The sequence below is a fragment of the Kitasatospora sp. NPDC048286 genome (assembly GCF_043201735.1).
Taxonomy (GTDB): Bacteria; Actinomycetota; Actinomycetes; order Streptomycetales; family Streptomycetaceae; genus Kitasatospora.
On sequence record NZ_JBICZE010000004.1, the window covers coordinates 136,611 to 151,470 of the forward strand.

Genomic DNA, 14,860 nt, shown 5'->3' on the forward strand with positions numbered 1-14,860 from the left:
CTCCACGTGATCAGATTCGAGGGCGCGGGAAAGCGCCACCCCGACGGCACCGTCGCCGTCGAGGGCCTGGACCTGGAGGTCCCGACCGGTCGGATAACCGTCCTGGTCGGGCCTTCCGGCTGCGGGAAGACCACCCTGCTGCGCATGGTCAACCGGATGGTCGAGCCCACCTCCGGCCGGGTCCTGCTGGACGACACGGACGTCGCGAAGCTGGAACCCGCCAAGCTGCGCCGTGGCATCGGCTACGTGATCCAGCAGGCCGGGCTCTTCCCGCACCGCAAGGTGATCGACAACATCGCCACCGTCCCCTACCTGCTCGGCTGGGACCGCAAGAAGGCCCGCGCCCGCGCCGCCGAACTGCTCGAACTGGTCGGGCTCGCACCGGAGACCGCCAAGCGGTACCCGTTCCAGCTGTCCGGCGGCCAGCAGCAGCGCGTCGGTGTGGCGCGCGCGCTGGCCGCCGACCCACCGGTGCTGCTGATGGACGAACCGTTCAGCGCGGTCGACCCGGTGGTGCGGGCCGGGCTCCAGGAGGAGCTGCTGCGGCTCCAGTCCGAGCTGCACAAGACGGTGCTGTTCGTCACCCACGACATCGAGGAGGCCGTCCGGCTCGGCGACCAGGTGGTGGTGCTCCGCGAGCACGGCCGGATCGCCCAGCTGGCCGACCCGCACACCCTGCTCACCACCCCCGCCGACGACGGCGTGGCCGCCTTCCTCGGGCGCGACCGGGGCCTGCGCGGCCTCGGCCTGCGCCCCGCGAACAGCGTCGAGCTCCGCCCCGTGGACGGAGGACTCCGGTACGGCGGCTGGGAGTTAACGCTGGACGACGAACGCCGCCCGATCGGCTGGATCGACCGCGACACCGTCACCGCCGAACTGCACCCGACTGCGGGCTTCCGCCCGGACACCGACACCCTGCGCACCGCGCTGGACGCCGCCGTCCTCTCCCCCGCCGGGGTCGCGGTCGCACTGGACGCCGACGGCCGGGTCACCGGCACGGCGAGCCGCGACGCCGTCCTCGCCGCGCTGCGGCCCGACGGCTCCGGCTCTGGCTCCGGCTCCGGCTCCGGCTCCGACTCGTCTGAGGCCGGCCCGGGCGTCCGCGTCGACAAGTCCCCGGCCGGGGCCGGAAGCCGGCCGAACGACACGGGCGGACAGCACGACGCGGCAGGCGCGGACGGAGTCGACGGTGGACGATGAACCGATCGTCCGCTGGTACTGGATCGGCGACCACCTCGGCTACCTCGGCGACCTGCTCGCCGACCACGCCGTGATCGCCCTCGTCCCCGTGCTCATCGGCCTACTGCTGGCCGTCCCGCTCGGCCTGGCCTGCGCCCGCTACCCCCGGCTGTACCAGCCGCTGTCCGCCGTGTTCAACATCGTCTACGCGCTGCCCTCGCTGGCCGTGTTCGTGGTGCTGATCCCGTACACCGGCCTCGCCACCCAGGCGACCGTGATGATCCCGCTCACCTTCTACGCCCTCGCCGTGCTGCTGCCGACCACCGTGGACGGGCTGCGCGCCGTCCCGGACCACGTCCGGCAGGCCGCCACCGCGATGGGGTACGGGCCGTGGCACCGGCTGACCTCGGTCGAGCTCCCGGCCTCCGTGCCGTACCTGATCGCCGGACTGCGGGTCGCGGCGGTGTCCAGCATCTCGCTGGCGAGCGTCGGCGCACTGGTCGGTCGCGGCGGGCTCGGGTACCTGTTCGTCGACGGCTTCCAGCGCACCTTCCCGACCCCGATCGTGGCCGGCATCGTGCTGATCGCCGTCCTGGCCCTGGCCGTCGACCTGCTGCTGGTGGCCGCCCGGCGGCTGCTCGCGCCGTGGGCCGTCCGGGAGAAGGGAGCCGGCTCGTGAACTGGCTGAACTGGCTGAGCGACTTCTTCACCGCTCCGGACCACCTCAGCGGGCCGGACTCGATCGTGCACCGGGTCGCCGAGCACCTGGTGCTCTCCGGCGAGGCCCTGCTGTTCGCGGCGCTGCTCGCCGTCCCGCTCGGACTGCTGATCGGCTACACCGGGCGCGGCGTCACCGCAGTGACCGCGCTCGCGGGCGCCGCCCGCGCCCTGCCCACCCTCGGCCTGGTGACGCTGGCGGTGCTGCTCGCCGGGGTCGGCGACACCGCCGTGCTGGTCCCGCTGGTCGCGCTCGCCGCACCGCCGCTGCTGGTGGCCGCCGTCGAGGGGGTGCGCGGCACCGATCCGGACGTCCGGGACGCCGCGCGCGGCATCGGGCTGACCCACCCCCAGGTGCTGCGGCAGGTCTGCCTGCCCTCGGCAGCGCCGACCCTGCTGGCGGGCTTCCGCACCGCGACCGTGCAGGTCATCGCGACCGCCACGGTGGCCGCCTACGTCGGCCTGGGCGGCCTCGGCCGCTACGTCATCGACGGGCTGGCGACCCGCCAGTACGCGGTGACCGTGGGCGGCGCGCTGCTGGTGGTGCTGCTCGCGGTCGCCGCCCAGCTGTTCTTCGCGCTGCTCGCCCGGTTCGCGCTCCCGCCCGGGGTGCGTGCCCAGCAGCAGCCCAACTGACCCCGTCCGCCCTCCTCTCCAACTCCGGAAGGACATCTGTCACCATGTCGACAATCAACCGAAGCCGCCGGGTCGCCGCCATCGGCGCCCTCGCCGCGCTCGCCCTCGGCGCCACCGCCTGCGGTTCCTCCGGCGGCAACCCGCTCGACGGGGGCGCGGGCGCCTCGGCCTCGGCGGGCGGCTCGGGCGGCTCCGGGTCGACCGTCGTCGTCGGCTCGGCGAACTTCCCGGAGAACGTCCTGCTCGGATCGATCTACTCGCAGGCACTCAAGGCCAAGGGCGTCAAGGTCCAGGAGAAGTTCAACATCGGCAGCCGCGAGGTGCTCTACGGGCAGTTGCAGAGCGGCAACCTGACCGTCCTGCCGGAGTACAACGGCTCGCTGCTCGCCTACCTGGACGCCAAGTCCACCGCCGTCACCACCCAGGACGTGAACGCGGCGCTCACCAAGACGCTGCCGGCCCCGCTGGGCATCCTCGACTCCTCCCCGGCCGAGGACAAGGACTCGCTCAGCGTCACCCAGGAGACGGCCGACAAGGACAACCTCAAGAGCATCGCCGACCTCGCCGCCAAGGGCGGCGAGTTCACCATAGGCGGGCCGCCGGAGTTCAAGACCCGCCGCGAGCAGCAGCTCAAGGACGTCTACGGGCTGACCTTCAAGGAGTGGAAGCCCACCGCCGACACCACCGCGAACGCGCTGAAGGACGGCAGCATCCAGGTCGGCAACGTGTTCACCACGGACCCGAAGATCGCCCAGTACAAGCTCGTCCCGCTGGCCGACCCGAAGAACATCTTCGGCGCACAGAACGTCACCCCGCTGGTCTACAAGGCGGGCGTGGACGCGACCGCGACGGCGGCGCTCAACGCCGTGTCGGCCAAGCTCGACACGGCCGGGCTGACGGCGCTAATGAAGCGCGTCTCGGTGGACAAGGAGGACCCGTCGGCCGTCGCCAAGGACTGGCTGAAGTCCAACGGCCTCGGCTGACGGCCGACGGCTGACGGACAGGGCCGGCGGGTCCGGCCTGCGACAGGCGGTCGGCAGGTCGACCGGTAGGCGGGCGCGGCCCTCGGCTGCCCCGGAGGAGCTTCCTCCGGGGCAGCCGCGCTGTCGCTCCGGAGATCACCCTCCGACCATCGGGGGACCTTCCCTTCCACGCCGCGAACATGACAGTCTGGGCGCCATGCGCACTCGTCTCCTCGCCGCCACCCTCACGGCACTCGCCGCGGTGAGCCTCGCTGCCTGCTCCAGCTCCGGATCGGGCTCAGGATCGGGCTCGGACAAGGCCACCTCCGCGGCCGGTTCCCCCACCGCCGCCGCCTCGGCCGCCGCGCCCTCCGGCGCCGCCACCACGCCTGCGGCCCCCGCGCCCGACTCGGCCGCCCCCACGGCCGACGGCGCCACCGGCGCGCCCGCCCCCGACGGCGGCACCTCGGGAGCCCCCGCACCGGCCAAGCCCGCGCCGCCCGCCGACGCCGGACTGCCCGCCAAGCCGGGCACCGACCTGACGGCCAAGCTGGTCTCCGCCCTGGACGCGATCGACCCGACGATCGTCGACGGCAAGCCGGACCAGGCCGTGGACCGGGCGCGCAACCAGTGCCAGTCGATCTACCAGTTCCCCAAGGACAAGCAGAAGTTGACCGAGCTGGCCAACCAGCGCTTCACCTCGGCCGCACACCCGCAGGGCTTCGGACCGGACACCGCCGCGAAGATCAACGAAGCGCTGCTCGCCACGCTCTGCCCGCCGGGCCGCTGATCCGGACGGCGGCCCCGCCCGCCCGTCGACCCGGGGGTCCGCATGCCCGCGGATCCCCGACACCATGAACCGCCCGGCGTCCTGAGCGCCGGGCCGCCGTGGCCGCGCCCCCTCGTCGGGCGCGCGGCCACGGCTTTCTCGTTTCCGGCGCCTCCCACCGCCATCGACATCCCCACCGCCCCGGGCGCCAGAGCGCCTCCTTCCGCCGAGCGGACCGTCCGCTGACGAACTGTTAGGTCTCTTGACAGACCAGTGGTCTAGTCCAAACATAAGCATGTCGATCCGACCGGGATGCACTGTGGGGGTGTGACCACCGGCGGCTGAGGCACTGCCCTGCCATGCTCCGCTCCACCCCCGCTCCGTACGGCGCACACGTCCGCACGCCGCCCGCGTCCGCGCGAGTCGGTGGGCCTTCGCACGCCCGAACTCCCGCACTCACGCACGCACTCCCGATGTCCGACCCGGTCCCGGGATCACGGCCGACCCCACACGGCCGACCCCTCCAGGACCGGCCGCACCTCCCCAACGTCCTGCCCCACCACGTCTGTTGGAGAATTCATGCGCCTTCGCCGAACAGTCCAGGCCGTGTTCACGGCCTGCGCCACGCTGGCCGCCTCGGCCGGCCTGGTCGCCGCCGGGACGAGCTCCGCCCAGGCCGCCACCCCGCTCCCCAGCCGGGTCTTCGCCCCCTACTTCGAGGCCTGGACCGGCCAGAGCCCGGCCCAGCTGGCCGCGCAGTCCGGCGCCAAGCACCTGACCATGGCGTTCCTCCAGACCGCCACCAAGGGCTCCTGCACGCCGTACTGGAACGGCGACTCCTCGATGCCGGTGTCCTCCGCCACCTTCGGCGCCGACATCGCGACCATCCGCGCCAACGGCGGGGACGTGATCCCGTCCTTCGGCGGCTACACCGCCGACAACACCGGCACCGAGCTGGCCGACAGCTGCACCGACGTCAACCAGATCGCGGCCGCCTTCGAGAACGTGATCACCACCTACGACGTCAGCCGGATCGACCTCGACATCGAGGACAACTCGCTGACCAACACCGCCGGGATCGACCGCCGCAACAAGGCGATCAAGATCGTGGAGGACTGGGCCGCCGCCAACGGCCGGACCATCCAGTTCTCCTACACGCTGCCCACCACCACCTCCGGGCTGGCCAGCAGCGGGCTCGCGGTGCTGAAGAACGCGGTCAGCAACAACGCGCGGATCGATGTCGTCAACATGATGACCTTCGACTACTACGACAACGCCGCCCACGACATGGCGGCCGACACCCAGACCTCCGCGCAGGGCCTCTACAACCAGCTCGCCAAGCTCTACCCGTCCAAGACCCCGGCCCAGCTGTGGGGTTCGATCGGGATCACCGAGATGATCGGTGTCGACGACTTCGGCCCGGCCGAGACCTTCACCGTGGCCAACGCCACCACCGTGTACAACTGGGCGGTCTCCAAGGGCATCAACACGCTGTCGTTCTGGGCGCTCCAGCGCGACAACGGCGGCTGCCCGGGCACGGCCGGCAGTGACTCCTGCTCCGGGATCTCCCAGAACACCTGGGACTTCACCCACATCTTCGCGCCGTTCACCAGCGGCTCGACGGTGAACAACGACTTCTCGGTGTCGGTCAGCCCGAACTCCGCCACGGTCGCGGCCGGTTCGTCCACCTCGGCGACCGTCGCGACGGCCGTGACGGCGGGCTCGACGCAGAGCGTCAACCTCACGGTCAGCGGCGCCCCGGCCGGCGTCACCGCCACCGTCACCCCCGGCAGCGTCACCGCCGGCAGCAGTGCCACGCTCAACATCAGCACCACCTCCTCGGTGGCGCCCGGGAGTTACCCGATCACCGTCACCGGCGCGGCGGCCTCCGGCAGCCACACCAGCACCTTCACCCTGAACGTCACCGGCACCCAGCCCGGCAACGACTTCTCGGTCGCGGTGAACCCGACCTCCGGTACGGTCGCGGCCGGCTCGTCCACCTCCGCCACCATCGCGACGGCGGTCACCGCGGGCTCGGCGCAGAACCTCAACCTCACGATCACCACCGTTCCGGCCGCCGGCATCAACGCCACCGTCACCCCGGGCAGCGTCACCGCCGGCAACAGCGCCACGCTCAACATCTCCACCACCGCGGCCGCGAACCCGGGCTCCTACCCGCTGACCGTCACGGCCACCGGGGCCTCCGGCAGCCACAGCGCGACCTACACGCTGACCGTCACCGGGACCGGCCCGACGACCGGACTGGTCAACGGCGACCTGGAGAGCGGCAGCCTCGCCCCGTGGACCTGCCAGAGCGGCGGCGCCGTGGTCTCCACCCCGGTCCACTCCGGCACCAAGGCGCTCCAGGCCGCGGCCACCGCCGCCCAGACCGGCGAGTGCTCGCAGACCGTCACACTGAAGCCCAACACCAGCTACACCCTGAGCGGTTGGGTGCAGGGCAACTACGCCTACGTCGGCGTCAGCGGCGGTGCCACCGCCAGCGCCTGGGCCAACTCCTCCGGCTGGACCAAGCTGTCCGTCCCCTTCACCACCGGGGCCAACGGCACCGTCACCGTGTACCTGCACGGCTGGTACGGCCAGGGCAACGTGTACGGGGACGACTTCTCCATCGCCTGAGTCCGCTTCGGGTGGCGAGAGACCACTGACGACTGACGGATGACGAACGACGGATGACAGCTGACAGATTTCAACATCTGTCAGCTGTCATCCGTTTTCCGTTCGCTGTTCGCTGTTCGCTGTTCTCTGTTCGCCGTATTCGGCTCGCCGTCAGCTGCCCGCCGTTCGCATCCGCTCCGGGCGGCACAGCGCCAGGTACGCCACCGTCGCCAGTACCCCGCACACCAGGACCACCAGCGCCAGCAGCACCGCCGACGGCCGACCGCCGAGGCTGCTCAGCGGTGCGACCACCGCGCCGCACAGGAAGTTGCCCGTCCCGAGCAGCGCCGACGCCGTGCCCGCCACCTTCGGCTCGACCAGGCCGAGCGCCTGGGCGGCGGTGTTCGGCAGCAACACCCCCAGGCTGCCCATCATCACGAACAGCGGCGGACAGAAGCCGGCCAGTCCGAAGTCCCACACCGTCGTCAGCAGCACCAGCGCCACCCCGGCGGCGACCGCCGACGCGAGGCTGCCCAGCATCAGCGTCCGCTGCGTGAATCGCGGCGCCAGGACCCGCCCGTTCAGCTGGGTCATCACCACGATCGCGAACGAGTTCAGCCCGAACAGCAGGCTGTAGGTCTGCGGCGAGACCTGGTACACGTTCTGGAGCACGGTCGACGACCCGCTGATGTAGCCGAACAGCGCCCCGAAGGCGAGGGAGCTGGTCAGCGCCAGCCCGAGGAACGGCAGGTTGCGCAGCAACCCCCCCATCGTCCGCAGGGCCGCGCCCACCCCGCCGCGGTCCCGGGTCTCCGGCGGCAGCGTCTCGCGCAGCACGCCGAACGAGACCAGGGCGAGCAGCAGCCCGAGCGCCGTGAGCACGCCGAAGGTGCCGCGCCACGAGGTGAACCGCATCAGCTGCGCCCCGATGATCGGGGCGAGGATCGGCGCCAGCCCCGATATCAGGGCGATCGAGGCGAGGAAGCGCAGCAGGGCGACGCCCTGGAAGCGGTCCCGGGAGACGGCGCGCCCGATCACCAGTCCGGCGGAGCCGGCCGCGCCCTGGACGAACCGGCCGGCGATCAGCACCGACAGGTTCGGCGCGAACACGCACACCAGGCTCGACAGGGTGTAGAGGACGAGCCCCGCGAGCAGCGGAGTGCGGCGCCCGAAGCGGTCGCTGAGCGGCCCGAAGAGCAGCTGCCCGGCGGCGACCCCGAGCATCGAGAAGGTCAGGGTGAGCTGGACGGCAGCCGGCTGGGCGACCAGGTCGTCGGCGATCGCGGGCAGGCCCGGCAGGTAGAGGTCGGTGGTGAGCGGGCCGAGCGCGGTCAGTCCGCCGAGGACCGCGATCACGGCCCAGCCGGGACGGGCCTGGCCGGTGGTGGGTGTGGTGGCGGATGCGGGGGTGGGTGTGGTGGCGGCAGCGGTCGACGTGTCGTCGGTGGGGCCGACGGTCGGGCCGGGCATGGTGCTCCTTACGGACGGGTGACGTGGGGTTCGTTCGCGCTCCGTCCTATCGCAGCCCGGTCGGGTTCCGACAGCGGGGGTGCGCACTGTTCGGCCGTCGGCGTGCGTCCCGGGCGGATCGTCCGCCAGCGCCGCGGCCCGCACACGACGGCGGCCCGCCCGCACCGGAAGGTGCGGGCGGGCCGTTGCGTTCTCCGTGCCCCGGGGTGCGACGCGCCGCCCCGGCCGCCGGCCTCGGCGCCTGGCGACGTGCTCGGCGGCCTCAGCGCCTGGCGACGTGCTCGGCGCGCAGCGCCGCCTGCATCGCCGCGCCGTCCTGCCACGCGTAGAGCTGGTTGCCGGTCAGCGCCACGTTGTAGTGCCCGCAGGTGCCGGTGGCCTTGGTCGCGACGTTCTCGGGGAACCAGCCGGCCTTGAGCGCCTCCGGCACCGGGTGCGCGCTCTTGCCCGGCAGCCCGGTGTGGCAGCCGGCGGGCAGCCGGCCCTCCGGGAGGGTGGCGAACAGCAGGCGGTCGTCACCCCTGGTGGACATCATGTACTTCACCCCGGAGGCGTTGTCGGGGAGCCAGCTCGGCATCGACCCGCGGTCGGCCTTGGCCTGGACGCCGGTCTCGTACGAGCCCTGCTGCTGGTGGTGTTCGTCGTACCAGTCGAACACCCGCGGGCCGATTGCCACGGCCGCCACGGCGACGGCCATGCCGGTGCCCGCGACTCCCATCGCGACCTTGCTCACGATGCTCTTCATGCCCGACTGTCCTCTCCGTGTCGTGACCGGTGCGGCTGTTGCCGCTCGTCTCCGCCGCCGACGGCCGCTCAGGCGGCACCGCCGGCCCGGTCGGCGTGCTCCGCCGTCCGGTGCAACCATCCTGGCCCGTCCGCACCCGTCGGATCGTCACCACCAGGTCGCGATCCTGTCTCCGACCCACGGGGTAGCGTCTCCACCTTCAGACGTACGCCCGTCGGCGGGGACCCTGAGGTCTTCGGGTTCCGGGCCCCGATCGAGCCTCGCCGAAGCCCGGGGCCGCCGCAGCCCGACCTGCTGCACCCGGGGCACCGGCGGCTGCCCGACGCGGCCGTCCGGGTCTCAGACCGACGCCGGCACCGGGCGGGCGACCGGGAACGGGCGGCCGTCGAGGGTCCAGTGCGGGTCGATCGGGCGCAGCAGCGAGGCGTACACCTGCGCGGCGACGTCCGGGTGGCGGATCTCGCCGGTGGGCGGGCCGGCCGGGATGTCGTGCCCGGCGCAGGCCACCCAGGCCGTCCGCTCCTCGGCCGTACGGCCGCCGTGGCCGCCGGCGTCCACGTGCCCGTGGTCGGTGACGACGATGACCGTCCACTGCTCCTCGGCGTAGGTCTCACGGCCGCGGACGGCGTCGAGGAGGCGGCCGAGGCGCTCGTCGGCGGTGCGCATGGCCGCGCGGTACTCGTCGCCGCAGCCCAGGAAGTGGGCGGTCTCGTCGACGGCGCCGAGGTAGACGAAGGAGGCCTCCGGGTCGGCGGTGCCGAGGACGTGGACGGCCTCCCGGGTGACCTCCTCGTCCACCGTCTCCCAGGCCTCGGGGGTGTCCTCGGCGGGGGCTATGTACGAGAGCCGGCCGGGGGCGCGGAAGAGCGGGCCGCCGGACTCGTTGATCATCAGCGGGTCCCAGCCGGCCGCGACGAAGGTGCGGCGGCGGTCGCCCCGGGCGAGGCGGGTGGCGAAGTCGGGGAACACGTCGAGGCGGTTGCCGCCCAGGTGGTTGCCCCAGACCCCGTGCTTGGTGGGCTCGACCCCGGTCACGATGGTGGCCCAGCACGGCCCGGACATGGTGGGCGTGGTGTCCGCGACGGTGACCGGCACCAGGAACCCGGCCTCGGCGACCTCCCGCAGGCGCGGCATCGGCACCTGCTCCAGGTAGTCGTGGCGGACTCCGTCGATCCCGACGACGAGCACGCGGGGGCGGGGCCACTGGGCAGCGGACATGGGCGGTTCCTTTCGGTCGTGCGACCCGGCCGCGCCCGCCGAGGGCGCCGCCGACCGCGCCATGCTTCACCGGCCGCCGTACCGGTCGGCGTCGCACCACCGAACACGGGGTGGCCACCAGGTGTCGGGAAGTCGCCATTCCGCTCTCGGCCGGTCGGCTCGCGGCCGGTCCACTCGCGGCCGGTCGGTTCGCGTCGGTTGCCGTCAGCCGGTCGGTTCGCGGTCGGCTGCCCGTCGGCCGGTCGCCGACGGCCGGACGAAGCGGCGGTCGGCCGCGTCGAGTTCGGCGGCCGGTCGGACGGCGCGCAGCACCACGTCGAGGACCCGCTCCGGGTCCTCGACGTAGCAGTGCGCGAGCCAGGGCAGGTTCGCCTCGACCACGGCCCAGTGCTCCGCCGGGTCGTACGGATCGGCGATCGGGCCGACGTCCAGGACGGCGGCGCTGGGCAGGGCGTCGGCGGCCTCGGCGTGCAGGACGGTGGTGCTGGTCCGCTGGGCCGAGGTGAGCAGGACGCGCTCCCCCGTGCCCGGGGCGTCGGCGGGCGACGTCACGGCTGCGGGCGGAACTCGTGGACGACCTCGACGCGGCCGACGATGTGGCGGTTGAACTCCTCCAACTCCTCGGCGGGCACCCAGAGTTCGAGGATCGTCCGGCCGCCCGCCCGCTGCACGGGGTAGCGGGCGAGGAAGGCGGTGTCGACCTTGAAGCGGGTGACGTAGCCGACGCCGGAGGCGGGGACGTTCCAGTCCCGGGCGATGCGGATCGCGTAGTCCTCGTTGAGGACGGGGTAGAAGATCGGCTGCTCGGGCAGGCGGGGCGGCCAGGCGCGCCAGTCGGCGGCCTCGACCAGGGCCAGCTCCTCGGGGCCGGTGGGGCGCCAGAGGGTGGTGGTCGGGGGCGGCGTCGGGGCGAACGGGCTGGTCATGGCAGGGACGGTAGCCGGGCCGTGACGGGCCCGGCCACCGGTTTTCCCGGGCCGGCGCGGGGCCGCGGGGGAAGGTCCAGGGAGAAGAGGGCGGGGGTGGAGCAGGGCCCGTCAGCGGTAGGCGGACTCGCCGGTGATGGCCTCGCCGAGGACCAGGGTGTGGATCTCGCTGGTGCCCTCGTAGGTGAGCACCGACTCCAGGTTGTTGGCGTGCCGCAGCACCGGGTACTCGGTGGTGATGCCGTTGGCCCCGAGGACGGTCCGGGCGCTGCGGGCGATCTCCAGCGCGGTGCGGACGTTGTTGAGCTTGCCGAAGCTGACGTGCGGCGGGCGGGCCGCGCCCTGCTCCTTGAGCCGGCCGATCCGCAGGGCGACCAGGTACGCCTTCTCGACCTCCAGCATCATCTCGACGAGCTTCTGCTGGGTCAGCTGGAAACCCGCGATCGGGCGGTCGAACTGGATCCGGGTCTTGGCGTAGTCCAGGGCGGCGGTGTAGCAGTCACGAGCGGCGCCGACGGTGCCCCAGAGGATGCCGTAGCGGGCCTCGTTGAGGGAGGAGAGCGGTCCGCGCAGGCCGACCACCCCGGGCAGCACGGCGTCGCCAGGCAGCACCACCTCGTCGAAGGCCAGCTCGCTGGTGACGGAGGCGCGCAGCGAGAGCTTGCCGTGCACGTCGGTGGCGGTCAGGCCGCGGGTGCCGCGCTCGACCAGGAAGCCGCGCACGCCCTCCTCGGTCTGCGCCCACACCACGGCGACGTCGGCGATGCTGCCGTTGGTGATCCACATCTTGCTGCCGGACAGCACCCAGTCGCCGCCCCCGCCGCCCTTGCGCACCGCCCGGGTGCGCATGTTGGCCGGATCCGAGCCGAAGTCCGGTTCGGTCAGGCCGAAGCAGCCGATGAGTTCGCCGGCGGCCATGCCGGGCAGCCAGCGCTGCTTCTGCTCCTCGGAACCGAAGGCGTGGATGGAGCGCATGGCCAGCGAGCCCTGGACGGAGACGAAGCTGCGCAGCCCGGAGTCGGCCGCCTCCAGTTCCATGCAGGCCACCCCGTACGCCACCGCGTCGGCGCCCGCGCAGCCGTAGCCGTCGAGGTGCATGCCGAGCACGCCCAGGGCGCCGAGCTCGGGGGCGAGTTCGCGGGCCGGGAAGACCCCGCGCTCGAACCAGTCGCCGATGTGCGGGCGGATGCGCTCCTCGGTGAACCGGCGGACGGTGTCGCGGATCAGCCGCTCCTCGTCGGAGAGCAGGTCTCCGACGGCGAGCAGGTCGGACGGGTCGATCCGGGTCGGCTTCGTCATCGAAGCTCCTTGTACTCTCGGCGGAATACCGGCGAGTATCGCGCACCCGGCCGGGCTGTGGGCGGGCGCGAACGAGTGAGGATGGCGACATGTCCGACGACGCGTACGTGGTCAGCGAGCTGACGGCCGGGGAGCTGGACGACTCGGCCGAGGAACTCGCCGCACTGCTGGTGGAGACGGTGCGCGCGGGCGCCTCGGTCGGGTTCCTCGCCCCGCTCGCGCCCGAGGAGGCCACGGCGTGGTGGCGGGCGCTCGGCCCGGACGTCGCGGCCGGGCGCCTGGTGCTGTGGACCGCGCGGGCCAGGGTCGGCGGGCGGCTCGCCGGCACGGTGCAGCTGCGGCCGGCCACCACCGCGAACGGCCGGCACCGGGGCGAGGTGGCCAAGCTGATGGTGCACCCGGCCGACCGGGGGCAGCGGCTGGCCGGGCGGCTGCTGGCAGCCCTGGAGGCGCGGGCGGTGGCGCGGGGCATCCGGCTGCTGGTGCTGGACACCGAGACCGGCAGCCCGGCCGAGCGGCTGTACGAGGCGGCCGGTTGGAGCCGGGTCGGTTCGGTGCCGGACTTCGCGGCCGACCCGACGGGTACGCTCCGGCCGACCACCATCTTCTTCAAGTCGCCGACGGACCGGGCCGCACCGACGGACCGGGCCGCGGTGACGGGCTGACGCGCTGACGGGCCGGGCGGCCGGGGCGACGGCCGGCGGGGCACGACCTATCGGGACGGAGCGGGGGCAGGACATGGCACGTTGGGCGCTGGTCGTGGAGGAGACGGTCGGCAGCGGGCACGACCGGACCTGGGGCAGCAAGCTGCTGGCCGAGGTCGAGGGCAGCCGGGAGGAGGCCGTCGAGGAGCTGAAGCAGCTCGTCCCCTCCTACACGCCGCAGCACCCGTTCAACAGCCGGCGGCGGACGCTGCTCCGCGACGGGGACACCTACCTGCTGATCTCGCAGGGGAGCATGCGCGACTACCACTGCGTGTTCAAGGTGTGGGAGCTGCTCTGGGACAGCAAGCGGCCGGAGGTCCAGGCGGAGCGCCTGACCGAGGGCGCCGGGGAGGGCCAGTGACCGGTGGCCGGTGACAAGCGGACGGACGGCGGCGGACAGGTGACGGCGGGCAGGTGACGGCGAACAGGTGACAGCCGACAGATGTCAGCTGACAGATTTCAAACTCTGTCAGCTGACATCTGTCATCCGTCCGCCGTCACCCCACCCCGCACAGCCGCAGCACCGCTGTCGTCGCCGCACCCGCGACGACCACCGCCGGGAACGGCGCCCGGCGCAGCGCGAGCACCCCCGCGACCAGCACGCCCGCCGGGCGGGCCCATCCCGCGAAGCCGTGCCCCTGGGTCAGCGCACCGGTCGCGACCAGGGCCACCAGCAGCACCGCCGCCGCGACCGCCAGCAGGTGCCGCAGTCGCTCCGAGAGGGCGAGCCGGCCGGCGAGCAACGGCCCGGCCAGCCGGTAGGCGTACGTTCCGGCCGCCAGCAGCAGGATCGCGTACAGCGGCATCATCGGACCGCCTCCTTCTTCCCGTTCACCGCGCCCACGTCGTCCGCCGCCTTCCGGTCCGCCTTCCCCGCCGCCGGCCGTCCGGCGAACAGCAGCCCGACGAGGGCGAGCAGCACCGGCAGCCCGGCCGGGACGAACGGCGTGGCCGCCACCGCGACCACCGCGCCCACCAGCGCCGCCGTACGGGTGCGGCGGTCCGCGAGCGAGGGCAGGACGAGTGCGAGCAGTACCGCGGGGAAGGCCGCGTCCAGGCCGAGCGCGTCCGTGTCGCCGATCAGCCCGCCCGCGAGCGCTCCGAGCAGCACCGAGATGTTCCAGACCACGAACAGCCCGATCCCGCAGAGCCAGTAGACGGCCCGGCGGCGACGCGGTTCGTCCTGCTGCAGGGCGAAGGCGGCGGTCTCGTCGGTGAGCAGCTGCGCGCCCAGCAGGCGTCGCCACCACGGGCCGTCGAGCACGTCGGCCACGGTGAAGCCGAAGGGCAGCAGCCGGGCGTTGAGGACCAGTCCGGTGGCGACCGCGGCGAGGGCGCCGCCGCCGGAGAGCACCACGCCGACCGCCGCGAACTGGGAGCCACCGGCGAACACCAGGACGGAGAGGGCGACGGGCACCCAGAGGGGCAGGCCGCCGGAGACGCTGATCGCGCCGAAGGAGGCGCCGACGAGGGCGTCGGCCAGACAGACCAGAGCGACGTCCCGAAGGGTGGCACGCTCCAGTGTTCGGATTAGCGAACGCATGTTCATTAGAGTGAACCGCCTCGGCGTCGTTCGTCAAGGCGAACGGGTAGACCGATCGGGCGAACGATGGTCGACT

16 protein-coding genes are annotated in these 14,860 nt (G+C 73.0%); 8 read left to right on the forward strand and 8 right to left on the reverse strand.

Features of this window, described 5'->3' with window-relative positions; genetic code table 11:
- Positions 1–6: 6 nt before the first annotated feature.
- The 6 genes from ACGF13_RS11255 to ACGF13_RS11280 all read left to right on the forward strand — a co-directional run bounded on the left by ACGF13_RS11255 (position 7) and on the right by ACGF13_RS11280 (position 6,900).
- Positions 7–1,200 (forward strand): ABC transporter ATP-binding protein, encoded by a 1,194-nt coding sequence (locus ACGF13_RS11255; protein ID WP_392871984.1) that lies wholly within the window; start codon positions 7–9, stop codon positions 1,198–1,200.
- A complete protein-coding gene (locus tag ACGF13_RS11260; RefSeq protein ID WP_392871987.1) occupies positions 1,190–1,858 on the forward strand; it encodes an ABC transporter permease in 669 nt (222 codons plus the stop codon). Before ACGF13_RS11255 ends, ACGF13_RS11260 begins: the two co-directional genes overlap by 11 nt.
- Positions 1,855–2,532, forward strand: a complete 678-nt coding sequence (locus tag ACGF13_RS11265) for an ABC transporter permease (protein ID WP_392871990.1) — start codon at positions 1,855–1,857, stop codon at positions 2,530–2,532. Before ACGF13_RS11260 ends, ACGF13_RS11265 begins: the two co-directional genes overlap by 4 nt.
- Positions 2,533–2,576: 44 nt before the next feature.
- Positions 2,577–3,515 carry an ABC transporter substrate-binding protein gene (locus ACGF13_RS11270; protein ID WP_392871993.1) on the forward strand — a complete coding sequence of 313 codons (939 nt, stop codon included), beginning with the start codon at positions 2,577–2,579 and terminating at the stop codon, positions 3,513–3,515.
- A gap of 196 nt (positions 3,516–3,711) precedes the next feature.
- The gene (locus ACGF13_RS11275; protein ID WP_392871995.1) at positions 3,712–4,284 is read left to right on the forward strand and encodes a hypothetical protein; all 573 of its coding nucleotides are present in this window, start codon (positions 3,712–3,714) and stop codon (positions 4,282–4,284) included.
- Between the two features lie 558 nt (positions 4,285–4,842).
- Complete coding sequence (locus tag ACGF13_RS11280) at positions 4,843–6,900, forward strand: glycosyl hydrolase family 18 protein (protein WP_392871998.1); 2,058 nt, start codon at positions 4,843–4,845, stop codon at positions 6,898–6,900.
- Positions 6,901–7,050: 150 nt separating this feature from the next.
- Here the strand turns inward: ACGF13_RS11280 and ACGF13_RS11285 are convergent, their stop codons facing one another.
- The 6 genes from ACGF13_RS11285 to ACGF13_RS11310 all read right to left on the reverse strand — a co-directional run bounded on the left by ACGF13_RS11285 (position 7,051) and on the right by ACGF13_RS11310 (position 12,537).
- Positions 7,051–8,349 carry a multidrug effflux MFS transporter gene (locus ACGF13_RS11285; RefSeq protein ID WP_392872001.1) on the reverse strand — a complete coding sequence of 433 codons (1,299 nt, stop codon included), beginning with the start codon at positions 8,347–8,349 and terminating at the stop codon, positions 7,051–7,053.
- A gap of 262 nt (positions 8,350–8,611) precedes the next feature.
- A complete protein-coding gene (locus ACGF13_RS11290) occupies positions 8,612–9,094 on the reverse strand; it encodes a hypothetical protein (RefSeq protein ID WP_392872004.1) in 483 nt (160 codons plus the stop codon).
- Between the two features lie 339 nt (positions 9,095–9,433).
- Complete coding sequence (locus ACGF13_RS11295) at positions 9,434–10,312, reverse strand: alkaline phosphatase family protein (protein WP_392872007.1); 879 nt, start codon at positions 10,310–10,312, stop codon at positions 9,434–9,436.
- Positions 10,313–10,516: 204 nt separating this feature from the next.
- Positions 10,517–10,864 (reverse strand): hypothetical protein, encoded by a 348-nt coding sequence (locus ACGF13_RS11300; protein ID WP_392872010.1) that lies wholly within the window; start codon positions 10,862–10,864, stop codon positions 10,517–10,519.
- On the reverse strand, positions 10,861–11,238 hold the full coding sequence (locus ACGF13_RS11305; protein ID WP_392872013.1) for an ADP-ribosylation/crystallin J1: 378 nt from the start codon (positions 11,236–11,238) through the stop codon (positions 10,861–10,863). Before ACGF13_RS11305 ends, ACGF13_RS11300 begins: the two co-directional genes overlap by 4 nt.
- A 111-nt stretch (positions 11,239–11,349) precedes the next feature.
- On the reverse strand, positions 11,350–12,537 hold the full coding sequence (locus ACGF13_RS11310) for an acyl-CoA dehydrogenase family protein (protein ID WP_392872016.1): 1,188 nt from the start codon (positions 12,535–12,537) through the stop codon (positions 11,350–11,352).
- Positions 12,538–12,626: 89 nt separating this feature from the next.
- On the opposite strand from ACGF13_RS11310, the gene ACGF13_RS11315 reads away from it, so the two are divergent.
- Both ACGF13_RS11315 and ACGF13_RS11320 read left to right on the forward strand, forming a co-directional pair.
- The gene (locus ACGF13_RS11315; RefSeq protein WP_392872019.1) at positions 12,627–13,202 is read left to right on the forward strand and encodes a GNAT family N-acetyltransferase; all 576 of its coding nucleotides are present in this window, start codon (positions 12,627–12,629) and stop codon (positions 13,200–13,202) included.
- Between the two features lie 73 nt (positions 13,203–13,275).
- Complete coding sequence (locus ACGF13_RS11320) at positions 13,276–13,602, forward strand: hypothetical protein (protein ID WP_392872022.1); 327 nt, start codon at positions 13,276–13,278, stop codon at positions 13,600–13,602.
- Between the two features lie 136 nt (positions 13,603–13,738).
- Here the strand turns inward: ACGF13_RS11320 and ACGF13_RS11325 are convergent, their stop codons facing one another.
- Complete coding sequence (locus ACGF13_RS11325; protein WP_392872766.1) at positions 13,739–14,047, reverse strand: AzlD domain-containing protein; 309 nt, start codon at positions 14,045–14,047, stop codon at positions 13,739–13,741.
- A complete protein-coding gene (locus tag ACGF13_RS11330; protein WP_392872025.1) occupies positions 14,047–14,784 on the reverse strand; it encodes an AzlC family ABC transporter permease in 738 nt (245 codons plus the stop codon). The genes ACGF13_RS11325 and ACGF13_RS11330 overlap by 1 nt, the downstream gene beginning before the upstream one ends.
- Between the last annotated feature and the right edge of the window lie 76 nt (positions 14,785–14,860).

Excerpts from the sequence above, each read along its gene's own strand:
- ACGF13_RS11270 (WP_392871993.1), top strand. The coding sequence starts at position 2,577 with ATGTCGACAATCAACCGAAGCCGCCGGGTCGCCGCCATCGGCGCCCTC.
- ACGF13_RS11275 (WP_392871995.1), top strand. The coding sequence starts at position 3,712 with ATGCGCACTCGTCTCCTCGCCGCCACCCTCACGGCACTCGCCGCGGTG.
- ACGF13_RS11280 (WP_392871998.1), top strand. The coding sequence starts at position 4,843 with ATGCGCCTTCGCCGAACAGTCCAGGCCGTGTTCACGGCCTGCGCCACG.
- ACGF13_RS11285 (WP_392872001.1), bottom strand. The coding sequence starts at position 8,349 with ATGCCCGGCCCGACCGTCGGCCCCACCGACGACACGTCGACCGCTGCC.
- ACGF13_RS11290 (WP_392872004.1), bottom strand. The coding sequence starts at position 9,094 with ATGAAGAGCATCGTGAGCAAGGTCGCGATGGGAGTCGCGGGCACCGGC.
- ACGF13_RS11295 (WP_392872007.1), bottom strand. The coding sequence starts at position 10,312 with ATGTCCGCTGCCCAGTGGCCCCGCCCCCGCGTGCTCGTCGTCGGGATC.
- ACGF13_RS11305 (WP_392872013.1), bottom strand. The coding sequence starts at position 11,238 with ATGACCAGCCCGTTCGCCCCGACGCCGCCCCCGACCACCACCCTCTGG.
- ACGF13_RS11310 (WP_392872016.1), bottom strand. The coding sequence starts at position 12,537 with ATGACGAAGCCGACCCGGATCGACCCGTCCGACCTGCTCGCCGTCGGA.
- ACGF13_RS11315 (WP_392872019.1), top strand. The coding sequence starts at position 12,627 with ATGTCCGACGACGCGTACGTGGTCAGCGAGCTGACGGCCGGGGAGCTG.
- ACGF13_RS11320 (WP_392872022.1), top strand. The coding sequence starts at position 13,276 with ATGGCACGTTGGGCGCTGGTCGTGGAGGAGACGGTCGGCAGCGGGCAC.
- ACGF13_RS11325 (WP_392872766.1), bottom strand. The coding sequence starts at position 14,047 with ATGCCGCTGTACGCGATCCTGCTGCTGGCGGCCGGAACGTACGCCTAC.
- ACGF13_RS11330 (WP_392872025.1), bottom strand. The coding sequence starts at position 14,784 with ATGCGTTCGCTAATCCGAACACTGGAGCGTGCCACCCTTCGGGACGTC.